Origin of the sequence: Acinetobacter sp. 809848 (assembly GCF_000581275.1) — a bacterium.
GTDB classification, from domain to species: Bacteria; Pseudomonadota; Gammaproteobacteria; order Pseudomonadales; family Moraxellaceae; genus Acinetobacter; species Acinetobacter pittii.
In genome coordinates, this window is sequence record NZ_JEXG01000025.1 from 40,542 (window position 1) to 60,424 (window position 19,883).

The 19,883-nt window shown below is 40.7% G+C and carries 18 protein-coding genes and 1 pseudogene; 17 read left to right on the top strand and 2 right to left on the bottom strand.

Annotation, left to right across the window (positions count from 1 at the left end; all coding sequences use genetic code 11):
- Nucleotides 1–403: 403 nt before the first annotated feature.
- Nucleotides 404–1,783 carry an L-serine ammonia-lyase gene (locus tag J536_RS17520; RefSeq protein ID WP_002114276.1) on the top strand — a complete coding sequence of 460 codons (1,380 nt, stop codon included), beginning with the start codon at nt 404–406 and terminating at the stop codon, nt 1,781–1,783.
- A 43-nt stretch (nt 1,784–1,826) separates the two neighbouring features.
- Here J536_RS17520 and paaZ read toward each other — a convergent pair whose 3' ends face one another.
- A complete protein-coding gene (gene paaZ, locus J536_RS17525; protein ID WP_032063498.1) occupies nt 1,827–3,929 on the bottom strand; it encodes a phenylacetic acid degradation bifunctional protein PaaZ in 2,103 nt (700 codons plus the stop codon).
- A gap of 265 nt (nt 3,930–4,194) precedes the next feature.
- Between paaZ and paaA the strand changes: the two genes are divergently transcribed.
- The 14 genes from paaA to J536_RS17595 all read left to right on the top strand — a co-directional run bounded on the left by paaA (nt 4,195) and on the right by J536_RS17595 (nt 16,502).
- Nucleotides 4,195–5,133 (top strand): 1,2-phenylacetyl-CoA epoxidase subunit PaaA, encoded by a 939-nt coding sequence (paaA, locus tag J536_RS17530; protein ID WP_014206395.1) that lies wholly within the window; start codon nt 4,195–4,197, stop codon nt 5,131–5,133.
- A 32-nt stretch (nt 5,134–5,165) separates the two neighbouring features.
- Entirely contained in the window at nt 5,166–5,456 is a 291-nt protein-coding gene (gene paaB, locus J536_RS17535; RefSeq protein WP_032063499.1) for a 1,2-phenylacetyl-CoA epoxidase subunit PaaB, read from the top strand.
- A 12-nt stretch (nt 5,457–5,468) separates the two neighbouring features.
- Entirely contained in the window at nt 5,469–6,224 is a 756-nt protein-coding gene (gene paaC, locus J536_RS17540; protein ID WP_001016792.1) for a 1,2-phenylacetyl-CoA epoxidase subunit PaaC, read from the top strand.
- Between the two features lie 16 nt (nt 6,225–6,240).
- On the top strand, nt 6,241–6,741 hold the full coding sequence (paaD, locus tag J536_RS17545; protein WP_001177938.1) for a 1,2-phenylacetyl-CoA epoxidase subunit PaaD: 501 nt from the start codon (nt 6,241–6,243) through the stop codon (nt 6,739–6,741).
- A 23-nt stretch (nt 6,742–6,764) separates the two neighbouring features.
- Nucleotides 6,765–7,826, top strand: a complete 1,062-nt coding sequence (paaE, locus tag J536_RS17550; RefSeq protein WP_032063500.1) for a 1,2-phenylacetyl-CoA epoxidase subunit PaaE — start codon at nt 6,765–6,767, stop codon at nt 7,824–7,826.
- Nucleotides 7,827–7,834: 8 nt separating this feature from the next.
- Nucleotides 7,835–8,608 (top strand): enoyl-CoA hydratase-related protein, encoded by a 774-nt coding sequence (locus J536_RS17555; RefSeq protein WP_032063501.1) that lies wholly within the window; start codon nt 7,835–7,837, stop codon nt 8,606–8,608.
- Nucleotides 8,608–9,399: a 2-(1,2-epoxy-1,2-dihydrophenyl)acetyl-CoA isomerase PaaG gene (gene paaG / locus J536_RS17560; RefSeq protein WP_000386291.1), complete on the top strand. Its 792-nt coding sequence runs from the start codon at nt 8,608–8,610 to the stop codon at nt 9,397–9,399. The genes J536_RS17555 and paaG overlap by 1 nt, the downstream gene beginning before the upstream one ends.
- A 2-nt stretch (nt 9,400–9,401) precedes the next feature.
- Nucleotides 9,402–10,940 (top strand): 3-hydroxyacyl-CoA dehydrogenase, encoded by a 1,539-nt coding sequence (locus tag J536_RS17565; protein ID WP_032063502.1) that lies wholly within the window; start codon nt 9,402–9,404, stop codon nt 10,938–10,940.
- A 12-nt stretch (nt 10,941–10,952) separates the two neighbouring features.
- Nucleotides 10,953–12,161, top strand: coding sequence for a 3-oxoadipyl-CoA thiolase (gene pcaF, locus J536_RS17570; RefSeq protein ID WP_032063503.1), 1,209 nt, complete (start codon nt 10,953–10,955; stop codon nt 12,159–12,161).
- A 40-nt stretch (nt 12,162–12,201) separates the two neighbouring features.
- Nucleotides 12,202–13,491 carry a phenylacetate--CoA ligase PaaK gene (gene paaK, locus J536_RS17575; protein ID WP_032026394.1) on the top strand — a complete coding sequence of 430 codons (1,290 nt, stop codon included), beginning with the start codon at nt 12,202–12,204 and terminating at the stop codon, nt 13,489–13,491.
- Nucleotides 13,492–13,544: 53 nt separating this feature from the next.
- The gene (paaX, locus tag J536_RS17580) at nt 13,545–14,510 is read left to right on the top strand and encodes a phenylacetic acid degradation operon negative regulatory protein PaaX (protein WP_081318642.1); all 966 of its coding nucleotides are present in this window, start codon (nt 13,545–13,547) and stop codon (nt 14,508–14,510) included.
- Nucleotides 14,497–15,102, top strand: coding sequence for a carbonic anhydrase (locus tag J536_RS17585; protein ID WP_032063505.1), 606 nt, complete (start codon nt 14,497–14,499; stop codon nt 15,100–15,102). The genes paaX and J536_RS17585 overlap by 14 nt, the downstream gene beginning before the upstream one ends.
- 77 nt (nt 15,103–15,179) lie before the next feature.
- Nucleotides 15,180–15,563, top strand: coding sequence for a PaaI family thioesterase (locus tag J536_RS17590; RefSeq protein ID WP_005041585.1), 384 nt, complete (start codon nt 15,180–15,182; stop codon nt 15,561–15,563).
- Nucleotides 15,564–15,623: 60 nt separating this feature from the next.
- Nucleotides 15,624–16,502, top strand: coding sequence for a LysR substrate-binding domain-containing protein (locus J536_RS17595; protein ID WP_032063506.1), 879 nt, complete (start codon nt 15,624–15,626; stop codon nt 16,500–16,502).
- A gap of 92 nt (nt 16,503–16,594) precedes the next feature.
- Here the strand turns inward: J536_RS17595 and J536_RS17600 are convergent, their stop codons facing one another.
- The gene (locus J536_RS17600; RefSeq protein ID WP_002114397.1) at nt 16,595–17,296 is read right to left on the bottom strand and encodes an SDR family oxidoreductase; all 702 of its coding nucleotides are present in this window, start codon (nt 17,294–17,296) and stop codon (nt 16,595–16,597) included.
- Between the two features lie 397 nt (nt 17,297–17,693).
- Between J536_RS17600 and J536_RS25730 the strand changes: the two are divergent.
- Together J536_RS25730 and J536_RS17605 are read left to right on the top strand one after the other, a co-directional pair.
- Nucleotides 17,694–17,774 (top strand): annotated as a pseudogene (locus J536_RS25730) (phenylacetic acid degradation protein); the annotation flags it as partial.
- A 414-nt stretch (nt 17,775–18,188) separates the two neighbouring features.
- Nucleotides 18,189–18,935 carry an FRG domain-containing protein gene (locus J536_RS17605; RefSeq protein WP_050680443.1) on the top strand — a complete coding sequence of 249 codons (747 nt, stop codon included), beginning with the start codon at nt 18,189–18,191 and terminating at the stop codon, nt 18,933–18,935.
- Nucleotides 18,936–19,883 lie beyond the last annotated feature (948 nt).

The following is a 19,883-nucleotide window of genomic DNA, read 5'->3' on the forward strand; positions in this document are numbered from 1 at the left end:
CCTAGCGGACTAGAGGCAGAAAAACATCAGATGCAAGAACAGGTGAATTATGCATCTGAGTTAAGTAGGTTGTATCAAACCATGTAAAGCACTTTACCAGCAAAAATGAATAAAAATAGGGAGGTGCGACTAATGGCTAATATTTGTAGTTTTTTATTTGTACAACTTCCTGTACTTGTTTTAAGGAAGGGGGCGCTAATACATTTATATTTGTTAATAAAAACTACAAAAGTTATGGCTGTGAACAAAGTTATTTATAGTGATTGTTCAACCGTTGTCTTTTTGTGCTACTGCCGAAGAGTTATTCGTGATTTGTACTTGGCTTAATGATAATTTTAGAGCTATCCGAAAGGACAAAATAATGACGAACATACGAATAATAATGAATCGAAGGTAGGACCACGTGTTTATTAGTGTATTTGATCTTTTTAAAATTGGCATCGGCCCATCTAGCTCCCATACAGTTGGACCAATGCGTGCGGCATACAGTTTTGTGGAAGATTTATTGAAGCAAAACGATTTACAAGCCACGGTTAGAGTTCAGGTGAAGTTATACGGTTCGCTGTCGGCAACTGGTGTTGGTCATGCGACAGATAAGGCTGTTCTGTTAGGTTTAATGGGTTTTGACCCTGAACATATTGATACTCAAGTAAGTACAAGCTTGATTGAAGATGTTCTTGAAAATAAAGCCATCCAGCTTAATCAGCAAAAGAGTATTTCTTTTGACTATAAGCATGATGTGCTTTTTTTAGATGAATCTTTGCCTTATCACCCCAATGCAATGGAACTGATTGCGTATAACGGGGCTCAAGAAATTTTATATACAGAAACTTACTATTCGGTTGGTGGTGGCTTTATTGTCAGTGAAAGACAATTAACACATACCCAAACTGAAACCAACGACGTTAAAGTTCCATATCCATTTCACAGTGCGGCTGAACTTTTAAGCTTATGTAGAACTCATCATTTATCAGTGAGCGAGTTAATGCTTGAAAATGAAAAAAGCTGGCGGAGTGAAGCTGAGATTCGTAGCAAGATTATGGAAATCTGGAAAGTGATGCAGCAATGTATTCACAACGGATTAATTAATGAAGGCATATTACCTGGCGGATTAAACGTAAAACGTCGGGCTAAAAAAATTCACGATAAGTTATTAAATAAGAAAAACTCAAACTTGATTGTGACGACTTTTCATGCGATGGAATGGGTCAATTTATTTGCCTTAGCGGTAAATGAAGAAAATGCTGCTGGCGGTCGAGTAGTGACGGCACCTACAAATGGGGCCGCAGGAATTATTCCGGCAGTTTTATATTACTACGTGACTTTCTCTAAAGACTTTTCCGAAGATAAAGTGGTTCGTTTCTTTTTAAGTGCGGCAGCCGTTGGCATTTTATGTAAACTCAATGCTTCTATTTCTGGTGCAGAAGTAGGGTGTCAGGGAGAAGTCGGCTCGGCATGTGCAATGGCTTCGGCAGGTTTAGCCGAAATCTTAGGTGCCTCACCTGAGCAAGTGGAGCATGCGGCTGAAATTGGGCTTGAACATAATTTAGGGTTAACGTGTGACCCGATTGGTGGTTTGGTTCAGGTGCCTTGCATTGAGCGAAATGCAATTGCAGCCGTAAAAGCCATTAACGCAGCTCAAATGGCGCTTCATGATGACGATGAACACTTTGTCACCCTAGATAAAGTGATCCAGACTATGAAAGAAACAGGCAAAGATATGTCTGAGAAATATAAAGAGACTTCAAAAGGTGGTCTCGCTGTTAACGCCATTGAGTGCTAAAAAAATGAGATGGGGACGAGGTGACCCCATCTCAATTTAAACATTAAGCCTCGCGAGCAACTAAAGTTAAAATGTCGTAAGTTGCGACCAGTTCACTACGTTGGTTTTTGACTTTGATATCCCACACTACAACGCCATGCGCAGGTTGAGACGGGTCTTTTTGTGGTTTAGGTGTTTTCTGTTTACAGGTGAGTTCAACCTGAATCGAGTCACCAATTTTAACCGGTTCAACAAAGCGTAAGTTGTCCATACCGTAATTGGCAATCACAGGGCCTTGTGCTGCATCTACAAATAGACCTGCTGCGGCAGACACAATGAAGTAGCCGTGTGCCACACGTTCACCAAAGAAAGACTCGGCCGCTGCGATTTTGTCAGTATGTGCATAGAAGTAGTCACCGCTTAAACACGCGAAATTGACAATATCAGCTTCAGTGACTGTACGGCGTGCTGTTAATAGTCGTTCACCAATCACTAACTCATCAAAAGACTTTTTAAATGGATGTACGCGGTCTTCGTTAACTTTCGAGCCAGCAGTCCATGAGTGGGTAATTTGCGTTAAACTGTTTGGAGAACCTTGAATTGCAGTGCGTTGCATATAATGTTTAACTGCACGAATACCACCTAACTCTTCACCGCCACCTGCACGACCAGGGCCGCCGTGTACTAAATGTGGAAGTGGTGAACCATGTCCTGTACTTTCTTTTGCTGACTCTGCATCAAGTACATGCACACGGCCATGCCAAGGCGCAATTTTTTGAATAATTTGTTCAATATTCTCATCATTATTTTTAACGACAGAAGCCACTAGGCTACCTTCACCACGTGAAACAAGATCAGCTAGTTCTTCAATATTTTGATATGGCATGAGTGTACATACCGGACCGAAAGCTTCTGTGGTATGAACATTCGTCGCTTGTAAAGGTTGTTCGCACACCAATAAAGTTGGAGCGAAAAAAGCACCTTTTTCAGGATGGTCTGCATTAAATGTAAAGCTATCATTGCCACCAAAAACAATTTTTGCGTCTTTGCTGAGTTCGGCAACCTTTTCTGCAACGTCATGTTTTTGTTTAATACTGGCTAAAGCGCCCATGGTGGTTTCTTCTTTTTGAGGGTCACCCACCACAACTTTAGCAAGTTTGGCAGTTAGCTTCTCTTGCACAGTCGCTAACAAATTTTCAGGAACGAAAGCGCGACGAATCGCAGTACATTTTTGACCTGCTTTTGTAGTCATTTCACGGAAGACTTCACGCACAAATAAATCGACAGTTTCTTCATTTGCATCAGGGCTTAAAATTGCGCTGTTTACCGAGTCGGCTTCCATGCTAAATGGAATCGAATATTTATTGAGGTGAGGGTGGTTACGTAGTTTTTGGCCTGTGTAGGCAGAACCTGTAAAAGTCACGCAGTCTTGTGGGCCTAAGTGGTCGAACAAGTCATAAGTCTGACCACAAATGAGTTGTAGCGAGCCTTTTGGTAATACATGTGCTTCTTCAATGGCTTTTACAACAGCTTGAGTTAATTGAGAGCCATCGGTTGCAGGTTTTACAATACATGGCACACCTGCAAGTAGCGTCGGTGCAATTTTTTCAAGCATTCCCCAAATTGGGAAGTTAAATGCGTTGATGTGAACGGCAACACCTGCTTTTGGGCTTAAAATGTGTTTAGCGCCGAAAGTTCCATTTTTAGATAATTGAATCCAGTTGTCTTCGGTAATAATTTTTTCGTCATTGAGTTCACGACGAACCAGACTCGAATAAGCAAATAATGTCTGGATGCCACCTTCAATATCAATCCATGCATCTTTACGAGTCGCACCTGTTGCATAAGCAAGTTTGTAGAAGTCTTCCTTACGCTCAAGTAAATGTTGGGCAATTTGTTTTAACGCATTGGCACGTTGGTGAAACGTCCAGTTAGCCAGTTCTGAACCATTTTGTTTCGCATATTGAACAACACGTTTCATATCTATGCCATGACTACTTACGGCATAAATCGCTTCACCTGTAATGGCATTGTAAACAGGGCGTAGTTCTTCACCCGTCGAATGCCATGTTCCATAGACATAAGAAGCAAGATGAGGCAGTTGATGCTCAGACTGCTGAAAATCTGTGTCAGTTGAGGTTCCTTCTAGGTGTGCTTGTTCAAGCATGACCAAACTCCTTTTTTATGTGATACATCAATTATAAAAATCGTGAAAATATGATTCATAATTTCAGATTAATTTGTCTAAAAGTCAACTTTATTTTGATTTGTAAACGTAAAAAGATTTTTTGTTTTTAATTAATATTTATTAATTTCAAATATTTAATTCTTATTTGTTAGCTGGATTTAATTTGATACTAAAAAAGTGATTGACTTTGTTTTTAGTGTATCGAAAAATAGATTCAAGGGTGATACCTACAGGGAATGAAAGAATGGAAAACAATTACCAGAAATTTGAACAAAATATTGCCAATGAAATTACGATCGAGGCTAAGGATCAAATGCCCGATGCCTACCGCAAAACATTAATTCGTCAAATTGGACAACATGGCCATTCTGAAATTGTAGGTATGTTGCCTGAAGGAAACTGGATTACTCGTGCGCCGACTTTAAAACGTAAAGCGGTTTTGCTTGCGAAAGTACAAGATGAAGCGGGTCATGGTTTGTATTTATATAGCGCGGCAGAAACTTTAGGTGCTGACCGTGATGACATGATGGAAAAATTAATTGATGGGAAAATGAAATACTCATCAATCTTTAACTATCCAACTTTGACTTGGGCAGATGTCGCTGCAATTGGCTGGCTTGTCGATGGGGCAGCCATTGTGAACCAAGTTGCGCTTTGCCGTACTTCATATGGGCCATATGCACGTGCGATGGTACGCATTTGTAAAGAAGAAAGTTTCCACCAACGCCAAGGTTTTGAAGCCATGATGGCTTTGGCAAACGGTACGCCAGAACAAAAACAGATGGCACAAGATGCGGTAAATCGCTATTGGTGGCCAGCACTGATGATGTTTGGTCCAAGTGATGAGCATTCTCCAAACAGCGCACAAAGCATGGCGTGGAAAATCAAACGCTTTAGTAACGATGAATTACGTCAAAAGTTTGTTGATAACACCGTACCACAAGTGTTGCAACTTGGCTTGGAAGTACCAGACCCAGATTTAAAGTTTAATGAAGAAACAGGCCACTATGAGTTTGGCGAGATTGACTGGCACGAATTTAATGAAGTGATTGCCGGACGTGGACCATGTAATCACGAGCGTATCGAAGCACGCCGTAAAGCATGGGAAAACGGCAAATGGGTTCGTGATGCAGCAGTGGTCTACGCGAAAAAACAGCAGCTTGAAGCGAACAAAGTGGCTTAACAAGATTTATGGAAAAATTTGAGGAAATCAAAATGGAAGATAAAAACAACTGGTCGCTCTACGAAGTATTTGTACGTAGTAAACAAGGCTTAAGCCACCGTCATGTAGGCAGCTTAAGAGCACCTGATGATGAAATCGCATTGCAACATGCTCGTGATGTTTATACGCGCCGTAATGAAGGAATTAGCATTTGGGTGGTTCGTTCAGAACTGATTAAGTCATCACAACCAGATGAAAAAGCTGAATTTTTCGATCCTTCTCTAGACAAGATTTATCGTCATCCGACTTTTTACCATATCCCAGATGGCATTGAGCACATGTAAGGGGAATGGCAAATGAATCATTCAGTTTTATCTAAATTCTTATTACATATTGGCGACAGCCAACTGGTTTTATCTCAGCGTTTGGCTGAATGGTGCGGGCATGCACCTGAGCTAGAAATTGATATTGCCTTAGCAAATATCGGCTTGGACTTGTTAGGTCAAGCAAGAAACTTTCTGACTTTGGCTGGTCAATATGATGAAGCTAAGCGTGATGAAGACCAACTTGCGTATTTCCGTACAGAACGTGAGTTTTTAAACCTATTGTTGTGTGAACAACCCAATGGTGACTTTGCACAAACGATTGTACGCCAGTGGTTGATGGACCATTACCATCTTCATTTATTTACGGCTTTAGCGCAAAGCTCACTTCCCGAATTAAGCGCCCTTGCTGTGAAATCTTTAAAAGAAGTGAAGTATCACATCCGCTTTTCGACAAGCTGGATGGAACGTTTAAGTTTAAGCACAGATGAAGCACATCAACGTGTACAAGATGGATTAAATAATTTATGGCGCTTTACCGCTGAATTATTTGAATTGAGTGCAGACGAAAAAGCATTAGTTGCAGAAGGCGTGATTCCAGATTTTTCAAATGAAAAAGAACAATGGAACCAAACCATTGCAGATGAGCTTAAGCGTTTTGAATTAAATGTTGCTGTAAACGGTGCTTATCGCCGTGGTGCGAAACAAGGATTACATACCGAGCATTTAGGTTATTTGTTGGCTGAAATGCAATGTATTCAAAGAACTTATCCGGGAATGACCTGGTAAGACAAGGAGGTGAGCCATGCAAATGATTCGTCATTGCATCGACCAATGTTGGGATGTTCTACAAACGGTAAGTGACCCTGAAATTCCGGTTTTATCGGTTGTCGATTTAGGCATGATCCGCGGTGTAGAGATTAACGATCAACAAGAAATTATTGTTCGTCTAACTCCGACATATAGCGGATGCCCAGCAACAGATATGCTCAAAGCACAAATTGTTGAGGCATTTACCGCAGAAGCTTTGACACCGGTCAAAGTCATGGTCGATTTGTCAGAAGCATGGACCACGGACTGGATGTCTGAAGCAGGGAAAAAGAAACTACAAGTTTATGGCATTGCACCACCTGAAGGGTTGGCGCATCAGTGCGGAACTCACGTTCATTTAAATGATGGTGTCGAGTGCCCACGTTGTAAAAGCCGACATACCCGACTGTTAACAGAGTTTAGTTCTACCGCCTGTAAAGCACTTTATAAATGTCAGGACTGTCTTGAGCCTTTTGATTACTTCAAATGTATTTAAGTCTTTAGATAAGGAAATCAGCCATGAGCCAATTTGTACCATTAAAAGTAAAAAGTATTACGCCTCAAACCGATCAGGCAATTTGTATTGCATTTGACGTTGTACCTGAACAACAAGAACAATTTCAATTTCAACCAGGTCAACACTTAACCATTCGCCATTTAACCGAAGCTGGTGAAATCCGCCGTTGTTATTCAATTTGTAGTTATGCGGGCAAAGAAGACATCAGCATTGCGGTTAAAAAAATTGATCAAGGGCAATTTTCAAACTGGGCAAATGACCATTTGAAAGTGGGCGATGTACTTGAAGTCATGCCACCACAAGGTGTGTTTTTTCAAAAAGCAGCCAAGATCGGCGGACAAAACTACTTGGGTGTTGCTGCAGGGAGTGGCATTACCCCAATTTTATCGATTGTTAAGCAAGTCTTGTTTGAACAACCTGAAGCTAAATTTACCTTGCTCTATGGCAATCGCTCTTGGAAACAAACCATGTTTGCCGAGCAAATTATGGATTTGAAAGATCAGTTTAAAGAACGATTTCAACTCATCAATATCTTTTCTCGTGAGTTCAATGATAGCGAACTCATGAACGGTCGTATTGATGCAGAAAAGTTAAAACAGCTTTTTGATTTTGAAGTGCTTGAAACAAACTTTGACCATGTTTTTGCCTGCGGCCCAGACGAAATGATGAATGCTGTAGAAAGCACTTTGCCGAACTTTGGTATTGCCAAAGAGCGCATTCACACTGAACGTTTCCATACAGGACAAGCGCGTAAACGTAGTGTCGAAGCGGACGCAAATCGTAAAGAAGAAAAAGTAAACATCATTTTAGATGGTCGTGAGTTGATTGTTTCTGTGGCTCAAGATGATGAAAGTATTCTTGATGCGGCTTTACGTGCTGGTGCCGACTTACCGTATGCATGTAAAGGTGGGGTGTGTGCGACCTGTCGTTGTAAGGTGCTTTCTGGCGAAGTCGATATGTTCCTTAACTATAGTCTTGAAGAAGATGAAGTTGAAAAGGGCTATGTGCTGAGCTGTCAAACCTTGCCGAAAGGCCCAAATGTTCGCTTGAGTTTTGATGAATAGAGGCTGTCATGCAAGAGTTGATCAAAGCCAGTACAGCTGCTGACGGTGTTTTGTTATTAACCTTAAACCGTCCAGAAAAAAGAAATGCCTTAAACAATGCAACATTGCAGTGTTTGTGCGAGTTGCTCGAAGAAGCTGAACATAATGCTCAAGTCAAAGCAGTGGTTTTAACAGGTAACTCACAATGTTTTGCTGCTGGAGCAGATCTTAGCGAGCTGGCTGCAATGGACGCCGTGACTTTACAACTCGATATTCGTCCGAAGCTTTGGCAAAAAATTGATGCGTTTAGTAAGCCACTGATTAGTGCAGTCAATGGTTATGCCTTAGGCGCTGGGTTCGAGTTGGTTTTGCATTCAGATATGGTGATTTGCGGTGAAAATGCCCGTTTTGCATTACCTGAAATTGGCCTTGGCATGTTGCCGGGTGCAGGCGGAACACAGCGTTTAGCACGCTTGGTTGGGCAACAACTCACCATGCGCTGGGCCATGACAGGTGAGATGATTTCGGCAAAACAGGCAGAGCAACACGGCATTTGCAGCCAAGTGGTGCCGGCTGAATTAACCGTCGAATATGCGGTTCAACTGGCAGCCAAAATTGCCAAACAAGCACCTCTAGCGATTCGCGTGATTAAACAATCAATTAAAAGTATTCATGAAACAACGTTAAGTCAGGGACTCAAGTTTGAACGTCAAAACTTTGTCTGGCTGGCGGCTACAAAAGATCGAAACGAAGGGATTAATGCTTTCTTTGAGAAAAGAAAGCCAGTGTTTAGAGGTGAGTGATGGACTATCAAAATATTATTGCTGAAGAAAAAAATGGTGTTGGCTACCTGACATTTAACCGCCCAAAAGCACTGAATAGCTTTAACGTTGATATGCACCGTGAAGTGGCTGAGGTTTTAAACCTGTGGACCAAAAATCCGGATGTTCGCTGCGTCGTAATTAGTGGTGAAGGCCGCGGCTTCTGTGCAGGACAAGATTTAGGTGATCGTGTAGTAGACCCAAATGCTGAAGCTCCAGATTTAGGATATTCCATTGAAACTTACTATAACCCGCTCATTAAAACGATTGTAAATATGCCAAAGCCTGTGATTTGCGCGGTAAATGGTGTGGCAGCAGGTGCAGGGGCAAATATTGCACTGGCGTGTGACTTGGTGATTGCAGCTAAATCGGCAAACTTTGTACAAGCCTTTTGCCGCTTAGGTTTGGTTCCAGACTCTGCGGGTACATGGTTTTTACCACGTGCTGTAGGCCATGCGCGTGCTATGGGATTGGCTTTGTTAGGTGACAAGCTCCCAGCAGAAACCGCAAAAGAATGGGGCATGATTTGGGATGTTGTAGAAGACGCCGAGCTTAAAACAAAAGTGACTGAACTCGCTGAACGTTTAGCGAAACAGCCTACATTTGGTCTGTCTCTCATTAAAAAAGCCATTCATCAATCAAGCAACAACACCTTTGATGAGCAAATGCTGTTAGAGCGAGATTTACAACGTATTGCGGGTCGTTCCGAAGATTATCGTGAAGGGGTACAAGCCTTTATGAATAAACGTGAACCAAATTTTAAAGGGCGTTAAGCATGACAGATTTAGACTTATCTCGTGCCCGAATTGCCGTTATTGGTTCTGGCACCATGGGCATCGGTATTGCCCAGTTAGCGATCGTTAATGGGCACTCGACCGTTTTATATGATCTGGACGCTCAAAAAGCGCAACAAGCCGTTCAGGGCTTAGGGCAGACATTTAAAAAGTTGGTTGAAAAGAGCAAGCTCACACAACAGCAAGCTGATGAAGCTTTAGCGCGTTTAACTGTGGTGAATCAAATTGAAGCGCTGCGTGATGCTGACTTAGTCATTGAAGCAGTCGTTGAGAAAAAAGAAGTTAAACAGTCTTTATTTAAGCAACTTGCTGAAATTTGTAGTGCGCAAACCATTTTTGCAAGTAACACATCTTCAATTTCAGTGACTGCAATTTCGGCGGGTATTGCTCACCCTGAGCGCGTGGTAGGTTTACACTTTTTTAACCCTGCGCCAGTCATGAAACTGGTTGAAATTGTACAAGGCTTAAAAACACCAAACAGCTTATGTTTGGCTCTAAAAAATTTGATGTTGAATTGGAAAAAAATTCCAGTACTCACCAAGTCGACTCCCGGTTTTATTGTTAACAGAATTGCACGGCCGTTTTATGCAGAAGGCTTTAGAGCACTGCAAGAACAAGTCACCAGCTATGACCAGCTAGATTATGCCTTAAAGCAATGTGGCGGTTTTGCGATGGGGCCTTGTGAACTCACCGACCTCATTGGGCAAGATGTTAACTTTTCGGTAACCCAAAGCGTTTACCAAGAGTTTTTTTACGAACCACGCTACCGTCCAAGCCTCATTCAAAAAGAATTGGTCGATGCAGGTGCTTGGGGGCGTAAGTCAAAACAGGGTTTCTATAGTTATAACGAAAAAAATCAGTACGAGACATTTCAGCCTCAAGCTGTGGTTGCCAAGCCTGTCGATGCCCATATTCAGCTAAAAGGGACTTGGTCTCAGCTACCTGCTTTTTTAACGCGTTTAGGTTTAAAAGGCGGATCGGCGAGCGACGACAATATCCTTCAAATTGATGATATCGACTTACGTTTAAGCCAAGGTGAGTCAGCCAATATTCATTACCTGAGCCGTAAAGTGGTTTTAATGGATTGGCATCATGATTTTGAGCACGCAGAGGCTTTAGTACTCAGTCATAACGAACTTTGTGAAGCAAGTGATCTGGCTAAAGTTGAAGCTTATTTTGCACAGTTTGGTATCAGCGTGATGTGGATTAAAGACCATCCGGCACTGTTAACCTTACGCACCATCGCTTTACTCATTAATGAAGCCTGTGAAGCAAGTTTACATGGTGTTGCGAGTCTGGAAGATATTGATAATGCCATGAAATATGGAGTGAATTATCCTAAAGGCCCTTACCAGTGGTTGACACAAATGGGGGGTGCGTATGTGCTCCAAACCTTAAATAACTTATATGCACTGTATGGAGAGGAAAAATATCGCGCGAGTATCTACCTCAAGCAATATGTAGCGAAAACTCAAAACATTGCTACTCAATATTCACGTGATATGACCGAATTTGCATAATCAGGAGTCAACATGGAAGACGTTTTAATTTGCGATTTTATTCGTACCCCAATTGGACGATATGCAGGTGCCTTAAGTGCAGTACGTGCAGATGATTTAGCTGCATTGCCCATCAAATATTTAAAAGATAAACACCCGAACTTGCCGTGGAATACGGTAGACGAAGTGTTTTTAGGGTGTGCTAACCAAGCAGGTGAAGACAACCGTAACGTTGCACGTATGGCGACACTCTTAGCAGGCTTACCAGATACAGTTCCGGCCATGACCGTCAATCGTTTGTGTGCTTCGGGTTTAGATGCAGTAGGCCTTGCGGCACGCTCAATCAAAGCAGGTGAAGCGCAGTTTGTGTTGGCAGGTGGTGTGGAGTCAATGAGCCGTGCGCCATTTGTACAAGCTAAACCAACAGAAGCGTTTAGCCGTACACCTGAAATTTATGACACCACCATTGGCTGGCGCTTTGTAAATAAACAACTAAAAGCGCAATACGGCACCGACAGCATGCCAGAAACTGCCGAAAATGTAGCTGAAAAGTATCAGATTAGTCGTGAAGACCAAGATACTTTTGCATTGCGTAGCCAGCAAAAAACCGCTGCTGCCCAACAAAATGGTTTCTTTAACGATGAGATTTTGCCTGTCGAGATTACAGACCGTAAGAAAAACGTGACTGTTGTTAGCCGTGATGAACATCCGCGTGAAACGACACTTGAAGCACTCGCAAAACTAAAAGCGCCATTTAAAAAAGAAGGTGGCTCGGTGACTGCCGGAAATGCTTCTGGTGTAAATGACGGTGCTGCGTGTGTGTTAATTACCAACCGTGAATTTGCAGATACACATGGTTTAAAACCTTTAGCACGCGTGATTGGTATTGCAAGTGCAGGGGTTGAACCCAAATATATGGGTATAGGTCCTGTTCCGGCTGTACAGAAAATTTTAAAGCAAACAGGTTTAACGCTAGATCAGATGGATGTGATTGAGCTGAATGAAGCATTCGCAGCCCAATCTTTGGCTTGTATGCGTGAACTTGGGCTAAAAGATGACGATGAACGCGTGAACCCAAATGGCGGTGCGATTGCGTTAGGCCATCCGCTCGGTATGAGTGGTACTCGCTTAGTCATTACGGCAACACGTGAGCTAAAAAAACGAGGTGGACGTTATGCACTTTGCACGATGTGTGTAGGTGTTGGACAAGGCGTTGCACTGATTTTGGAAAACTTAAATTAATTCAGACGGTTTTTAAAATTACATAATGAGGAGAGAGGCGATGGACAGCCTTACAATGGATAATGTTGAGCAATTAACACTTGCAGAGCTTAGAGAACTGCAAACTAAACGGTTAAAGCAAACCCTGACTTTTGTATATGAAAATAGTCCGGTCTATAAGAAAAAGTTCGATGAAGCAGGTGTACATCCTGATGACTTCGTCACTTTAGACGATCTGGCAAAGTTTCCATTTACCACCAAACAGGATTTAAGAGACAACTATCCTTTTGGAATGTTTGCCGTACCGCAAGAGCAAATTGTGCGTTTACATGCATCATCGGGTACAACGGGTAAACCGACTGTGGTGGGTTATACCCAAAAAGATATTAATACTTGGTCGGACATTGTTGCGCGTTGCTTACGCATGGCGGGTTTAACCGCGAAAGATATGGTTCAGGTGGCTTATGGCTATGGACTATTTACAGGTGGTCTAGGTGCACATTATGGTGCCGAGCGCTTAGGTGCAACGGTTATTCCAATGTCTGGCGGGCAAACTGAAAAGCAAGTTCAGCTTATTCAAGACTTTAAACCGACTGCAATTATGGTTACGCCATCGTATTGCGTGAGCATTATTGAAAAGCTCGAGCAACAATTTGGTACTGCACGTAATACGTCTTTAAAAGTCGGTATTTTTGGTGCCGAGCCGTGGACCAACGAACTGCGCCGTGAAATTGAAGAACGCCTCAATATTAAAGCACTCGATATTTATGGCTTGTCTGAGGGGATGGGGCCGGGCGTTGCCATGCAGTGTTTAGGTGAGGGCGAAGGATTAACCATTTGGGAAGATCATTTCTACCCAGAAATTATTAACCCTGAAACAGGTGAAGTCTGCAAAGATGGCGAACTTGGCGAGTTAGTCTTTACGACTATTACCAAAGAAGGTTTACCGATTATTCGTTACCGTACTCGTGATTTGACCCGCTTACTACCGGGTGAAAATCTGGCAATGCGCAAAATGGATAAAATTGTGGGTCGTAGTGACGACATGCTGATTATTCGCGGCGTGAACGTTTTCCCGACTCAGATTGAAGAGCAAATTTTGCAAGTTCCACATTTAGTTCCAAATTATGAAATTTTGGTGACTAAAAAAGGCCATATGGATACTTTGCATATTCGTACAGAGATGTGTCATAACTGTACTATACAGGCCAATCAACTTGCTCAGGAGTTGATGAAACGCATTAAAACCATGATTGGGATTAGCGTTACTGTAGAAGTTGTGACAGAAGCGACCTTACCTCGTTCGGAAGGTAAGGCAAAGCGGGTAATCGATATGCGTCAGATTGCTTAACATCAAGATCATTCAGGGTATAGAATCTATACCCTGAAACTAAACGCCAAGACATGAGTATGAGTGCAAAAATACAGCAAATAATTGATTCTGTTGTAAAGAATGAAACCTTAAGTGGAACTTCGCTTATTTCGACAATTTTTGGAGATTCAGTACTTCATCGGGGTGGAAATATTAGTCTTGCAAGCCTGATTCAGTTATTAGAGCTATTTGGTTTTAATGACCGCGCTGTAAGAACCTCTGTTTTTCGTTTAGTTAAAAATGATTGGTTATGTTCAGACAAAATCGGCAGAACCAGTTTTTATCGAATTACCGATTCGAGCCGTTCGACTTATTTGCAGGCCGAGCAACGTATTTATAACGACCAGATGAAAGAGTGGGACCATTATTGGGATCTTATTCTGATGTCTAGCCTCGACACTGAAAATAAAGCGTTGTTAAAAAAAGAACTCGAATGGTTAGGATTTGCCAATATTTCGACAAACTTAATGGCTTATCCGGGTTGTAATCGTATTGAACTGCAACGCTTGTTGGTTGACTTAAATATGAGTGAGCAAGTGGTGGTGTTTAAAGCCGAAACCTTGCAGCTCTTTAATAATTCGGTCGATACCATTGGACGTATGCTCAGAACCAACTGGCCAATTGATGAATTACGCCAAAGATATCTACAGTTTCTCGATATTTTTAGAGAAATTGGCGTGTTGCTGATGCAGGAAAACGAACAACTCGAACCGGTTCAGGCCTTTCAAATTCGAACTTTGCTGATTCATTATTATCGACGGATTTTATTGAAAGACCCTGCATTACCGCTTGAGTTGTTGCCAACTGACTGGCCTGCGATTAGTGCACGAACGTTATCAATGAATATTTATAAAAAAGTATTTGAACCTGCGGATGAATACTTCTTGTCTGTTGCCGCAACAGCAGAAGGACCAATGCCAAATGCCACAGCACATTATTGGCGCCGTTTCGGAGGTTTGGTGGCGACAAATGAGAGGTTAAGTCATGCCTTGTTATAGTATTGACGGTGTTATTCCAGTCGTTAGCCCAGAGGCTTTTGTACACCCGACTGCTGTTTTAATTGGTGATGTGATTATTGAAGCGGGCGTATATGTAGGGCCATTTGCTTCATTGCGTGCCGATTTTGGTCGTATTCACATTAAGCAAAATGCCAATATACAAGATAACTGCACCATACATGGTTTTCCGCAAAGCGTGACTTTAGTTGAGGAAATGGGCCACATTGGGCATGGCACAACTTTACATGGCTGCCGCATTGGAAAAAATGTTTTGGTTGGCATGAACAGCGTAATTTTGGACTATACCGAAATTGGTGAAAACACCATTATTGGTGCAAATAGTCTGGTCAAAACCAAAGATATTATTCCGGCAAATGTATTGGCAATGGGCAGTCCTGCCAAGGTTGCACGTGATTTATCAGAACAAGAAAAAAAGTGGAAAACCCGTGGTACGCAAGAATACATTGAGCTTGCACAGCGCTGCTTAAATTCAATGCAAGAAGTTCAGCCATTAAGCTCAGAGTCAGATGACCGCCTGACCTATAAGGACTTTAGTTCTTCAAACTATCAGATTAAACAAGATAGCGTTTAACGGCTCTTAACAAATCGATTTCAATACAGATAGATTCATAATATTTAAGGAATACTCGCACGAGTAGGGAGACGTTTGTGCAAAAAATGGAAAATACTGCGGTTGATCAATTCGCAGAGCTATTGGGTGTTCAAGTGCTGCATCGCAGTTTTGATGAAGCGCGTTGTCAACTTAATGTAAAAGACGAACACATGAATGCCTTGGGCGGCGTGCATGGTGGTGTCATATTTTCTTTAGCCGATATCGCTTTTGCAATGGCTTGTAATGCAGGGGATGCGCCATATACGGGCCTACAGGCGGATATTCGCTATATGAGTGGTGCTAAAGATAAGGTGTTATTTGCAACGGCAACCAAGGTCGGAAGTAGTAAAAAATTTGCCCATTATGAAGTGTTGATAACAGACGGTTTAAATAATAGAGTCGCTTTGTTTACATCTACGTGTTACAGACTCGCGCCGTGAATGGCTTGCATACAGTTAGCAAACAAACTAGAGTGTAGAAAAACTACTTCTTTATTTTTCATGTTATCTCGTCGAAAACTTCCGTCTTTAAATGCTTTGCGTGCTTTTGAAACAGCGGGCAGGAAGTTAAGTTTTCGCGCTGCTGCTGATGAATTAGGTGTTACACAAGGTGCTATTGCCCAACAAGTTCGTGCATTAGAAGATCATTTAAACGTTACTTTATTTCAACGGCTTCCACGAGGACTCTCTTTGACTCCTGAAGGAGCAAAGTATCTGGTCAATATCACTCGTGCTTTCGATATTCTTACTGATTCGACAGAATTACTTTTAGATCAGCCTGATAGCGTTACTATAAGTGTCACACCAACTGTTGCTGCCAAACTCTTAATTCCTCGGTTAGGCGATTTACATACTTTATTACCTGACATTAACTTACATACATTAGCTACTGAAGCAGTATCTGACTTTGATCGGGATCAGGTTGATATTGCTATCAGGCTAACCACAAAATCATTTCCAGAGAATTTAGAAACACAATTATTGTTTCATCAGGAACTCGTAGCTGTCGCAAGTCCTTATTTTGTCAAAGATTTAACGTTGCCATTAAAACGTGAACAGTTATTATCAATGCCACTTCTGCACGACGCACACGATCAATGGCCAAAATTTCTAAATACATTCACCAAGTTGTCAGGGCCTATATTTAATCAAACCACTCTGGCGTTGGACGCTGCTGTGTCAGGGCAAGGAATAGCTTTAGCATGTCGTGCGTTTGTTGAAGCAGATATTAAGTCAGGAAAACTAGTACAAGTTATTTCCGAAACTAAAATTGTTGAGCCAAGTTATTTTCTTGTCAGAAAAAAAGTTCTACATCCGAATGACAAAGTAAATCAAATTTGGAAATGGTGTATTGAATATTTAGGTACAGAGCAACCATAAAAAGAGAGTTTTATTGCTGTGATGAGTTTAACTCCAATCTTGAAGGGATAATGGTTTAGCAATTTATCCCTGCAAATTTTTATTAAGATTCATTATACCGAGCGAGTTAAGCCACCATCTACTCGAATATTCTGCCCTGTAATATAAGCAGCACTATAAGATGCAAGGAAAGCAACTGTATCTGCTATCTCTTCTTTTGAACCATAACGCTTCATTGGAACATTGTTAATGCGTTCATCTGTTTCTGGCTGAGTATCAATCCATCCAGGTAAGACATTATTAATACGGATATTATCAATCGCATATGTATCTGCACAAATTTTGGTAAATGCTGCCAATCCAGAACGAGCAACTGCAGAAGTTGGAAATAGTGAGCTAGGTTCAAATGTCCATGCACTAGAAATATTGATAATTACACCTTGCTTTTGTTTTTGCATTACAGGAATAACTAAACGTATAGGTCGTACAGCATTAAGAAAGTAAGTGTCTATACCATCATGCCAATCTTGGTCTGTTAATTCTAAAATTTCCTTGCGGGGACCATGTCCTGCACTGTTAACCAAAACATCTATTCGTCCCCAACGAGAAAGAGTTTCATCAATAAGGCGTTGAACATCGTCTATTGATTGATTTGATCCAGTAATACCTAGACCATTCAGTTGGTTTGCGAGAGCTTCACCTTTTCCTGATGAAGAAAGAATCGCAACATTAAATCCATCTGCTGCTAATTTTTTTGCAATAGCTGCGCCCATACCACTCCCAGCAGCTGTAATAATAGCAACTTTCTCAGACATAATTTTCACCTCTTAATTTAATTAAAAATATGAAATATTTAACAAATTTTGAGATGATGTTAAAATTTAAGAGGGTGTTGAGCAAACGATATATTTTCGTTAAACCCAGTAGAAAATCTATTGTCTTAATCAATATTCAAATTATCGTTTTTAGAAAAAAGTATCCTAAAAATAAGTGAAACCGATAACCTGTAAAACATTTTAAATTTTTATTAAATTTCTAATTCTGTGGCTAAGCACAGCCAAATTCTTTTGAACATTAGTTTCAGCCAATATCTTTAATTTCTTATGCAAAGCTTGAACTCGCTTATATAGGTGTTCACACAAATCTGCATCTGTGTGCTGATAATCCATTTTTTCCCAGTAAGCATTTACCCAAGCTTTTGTAAGAATTTAGCATTATGAAGTTGTGATAATAGACGGTTTGAATAATAGAGTCGCTTTGTTTACATCTACGTGTTTCAGGCTTGCGCCGTGATGTGTGGTTGTGAGGTCGTTAGATCCAGAGTAGAACTTAACTAAATTAATAAAAGCCCTGAAAGAGAGTAAAGCTAATCAAAATATTGCCTAAATTGTTTGGGAATAGGTAATGGATCTCCCTAATTGGATAGAATAAGCTGCATTAGATGCGGGAAGAAAATAGAATTAATTTTTTTAAATTAATATGGCTAGTTTTAGTTTAAATAAAACTAGCCATATTTTTAGCCTAGTATTTATAATTTACTGATATGGAATAATTATGCACAAAGTTTTTCTAACTCTCTAAGCTTAATAAAATAATTAATAGAATATATTTTAAAAATGATATATCTTTTATTAGAAAAATAGGATGAGATTAATTTATCATAAAATTTAATGATAAGAGAAGTTACTTTGGGGAGATGTGATTTTAATGATAGATGAAGAAAAAATTAGTTCTTTTGAGGATATTCATAATATTTTAAGGAATGTATCTCTCGATGATGGGCATTACTTCCGTGGTGAGCGGCGTAGCGATTATTCATTAATTCCTAAAATTGGTCGAATAACAAGTAAACCTCAGCAGTACGAAAACGGAAAAATATATTTTGATCTCAGATATCCAGTCAGTATTATCAATGAACGTGAAGCTTTTAAACGCTTCAAGAATGCTGCTGGTCCATATCTTGAATCACCGCCAGTAAATGATTGGGATTGGCTAGCTCTCGCGCAGCATTATGGATTACCAACTCGTCTTTTAGACTGGACAACAAATCCACTTGTTGCTCTATATTTTGCAGTATTTGAATTTGTAAATGATACTTGGTTATTGAAAGAGCAGATCGATACACCCGATTTTCTTGGGGATGCTGCATTTTATGTTATGCGCGTAAAGCATCCACCTCTAGACATTAACACTTGTGATCCATTTGCTAGTGATGGTTTGTTCTTTTCAAATCATGTCAGCCCTCGAATTACTTCACAAGCTGGACTCTTTTCAATTCAGCAAGATCCACACATTCCGCTAAGATGGGGGCGTATAACAAAGTACCACATCCCATTTTCAGTTAGAATGGAAATAAAGCGTGAACTTGCTCTTTTTGGGGTGACACATAGTTTTATCTACCCGGGATTAGAGGGAATTAGTAAAGATTTACAAGAGCGAATTAATTGCTTTTGATGTTATGTAGTATTTAGTTCAATCAATGTTTTAATATATTAAAAATATCAGAATGGTACAGTAGTGATAACCTTATGCTGACAAAGCATAAGGTTAATATAATTATATTTTCCCTAAATAATTGTTAGATCTAAGTTATCAGCTAAACCATTGCTATGATGCTCCTTTAAAAGTCAATTCAACTTTCTTTTAAATTGGTTTAAAGAAAAGTTAGTAAAAATCCCACTTAATAAAAAATGCAAAAGAATCGAAATACGAAACGAATAAAATGACAATTAATCTCTAATTCCCCACTTACATTGCAAAATTAGCACCGCATTAAGCCTAGAAAATCCCCCGCTACAACCCCCACTTAACAATAACCCACCCATTATTTAGCCTTACTTTTCTAATGATTTAATTTAAAACAAATGGCATTTTGTGTGCTTGACTGCAATAGGGTTGGGCACTATTCTTTGCCTGCTGGCCACATTGCCAGACGGTCGTCGCGGACCGTGATGAAAGATCGCATCAGAGTTATTCCGTCTGAGGGATAGTCTTATGCGTGAACTCCCAGTCTCCTCCCGTAGCGGTAGGACGGGAGAGGGACACCTTCGGGTGTGCTGGTTATATCTTTCACCAGTCCGCGAACCCTTTCTCGTTCTGCCACCATAATTTTAATGTCGGCAGAACTCCCAATAAAAAGGAGTTGGCTTTGTACATCCATTATTTCTTGGCTCTCAATGCCAAAAGCTATAACGACACAGCTTAAAAATTAAAGCAGCTTGAACGCCCTAAGGTTTTCAGGCTTAAAGTCATTTTTAATTAAAACTTAGCTACAACAAACTTGAGATGTGCCAAGCACAGTCTTTACGGCTTTGCTGTGCCTTTTTTTCTCCCAAAAGGGGCACAGGCTTTTTTTATCTCATTTACAAACAACAAGAATTTATAACGGTAAAACTATGCCAA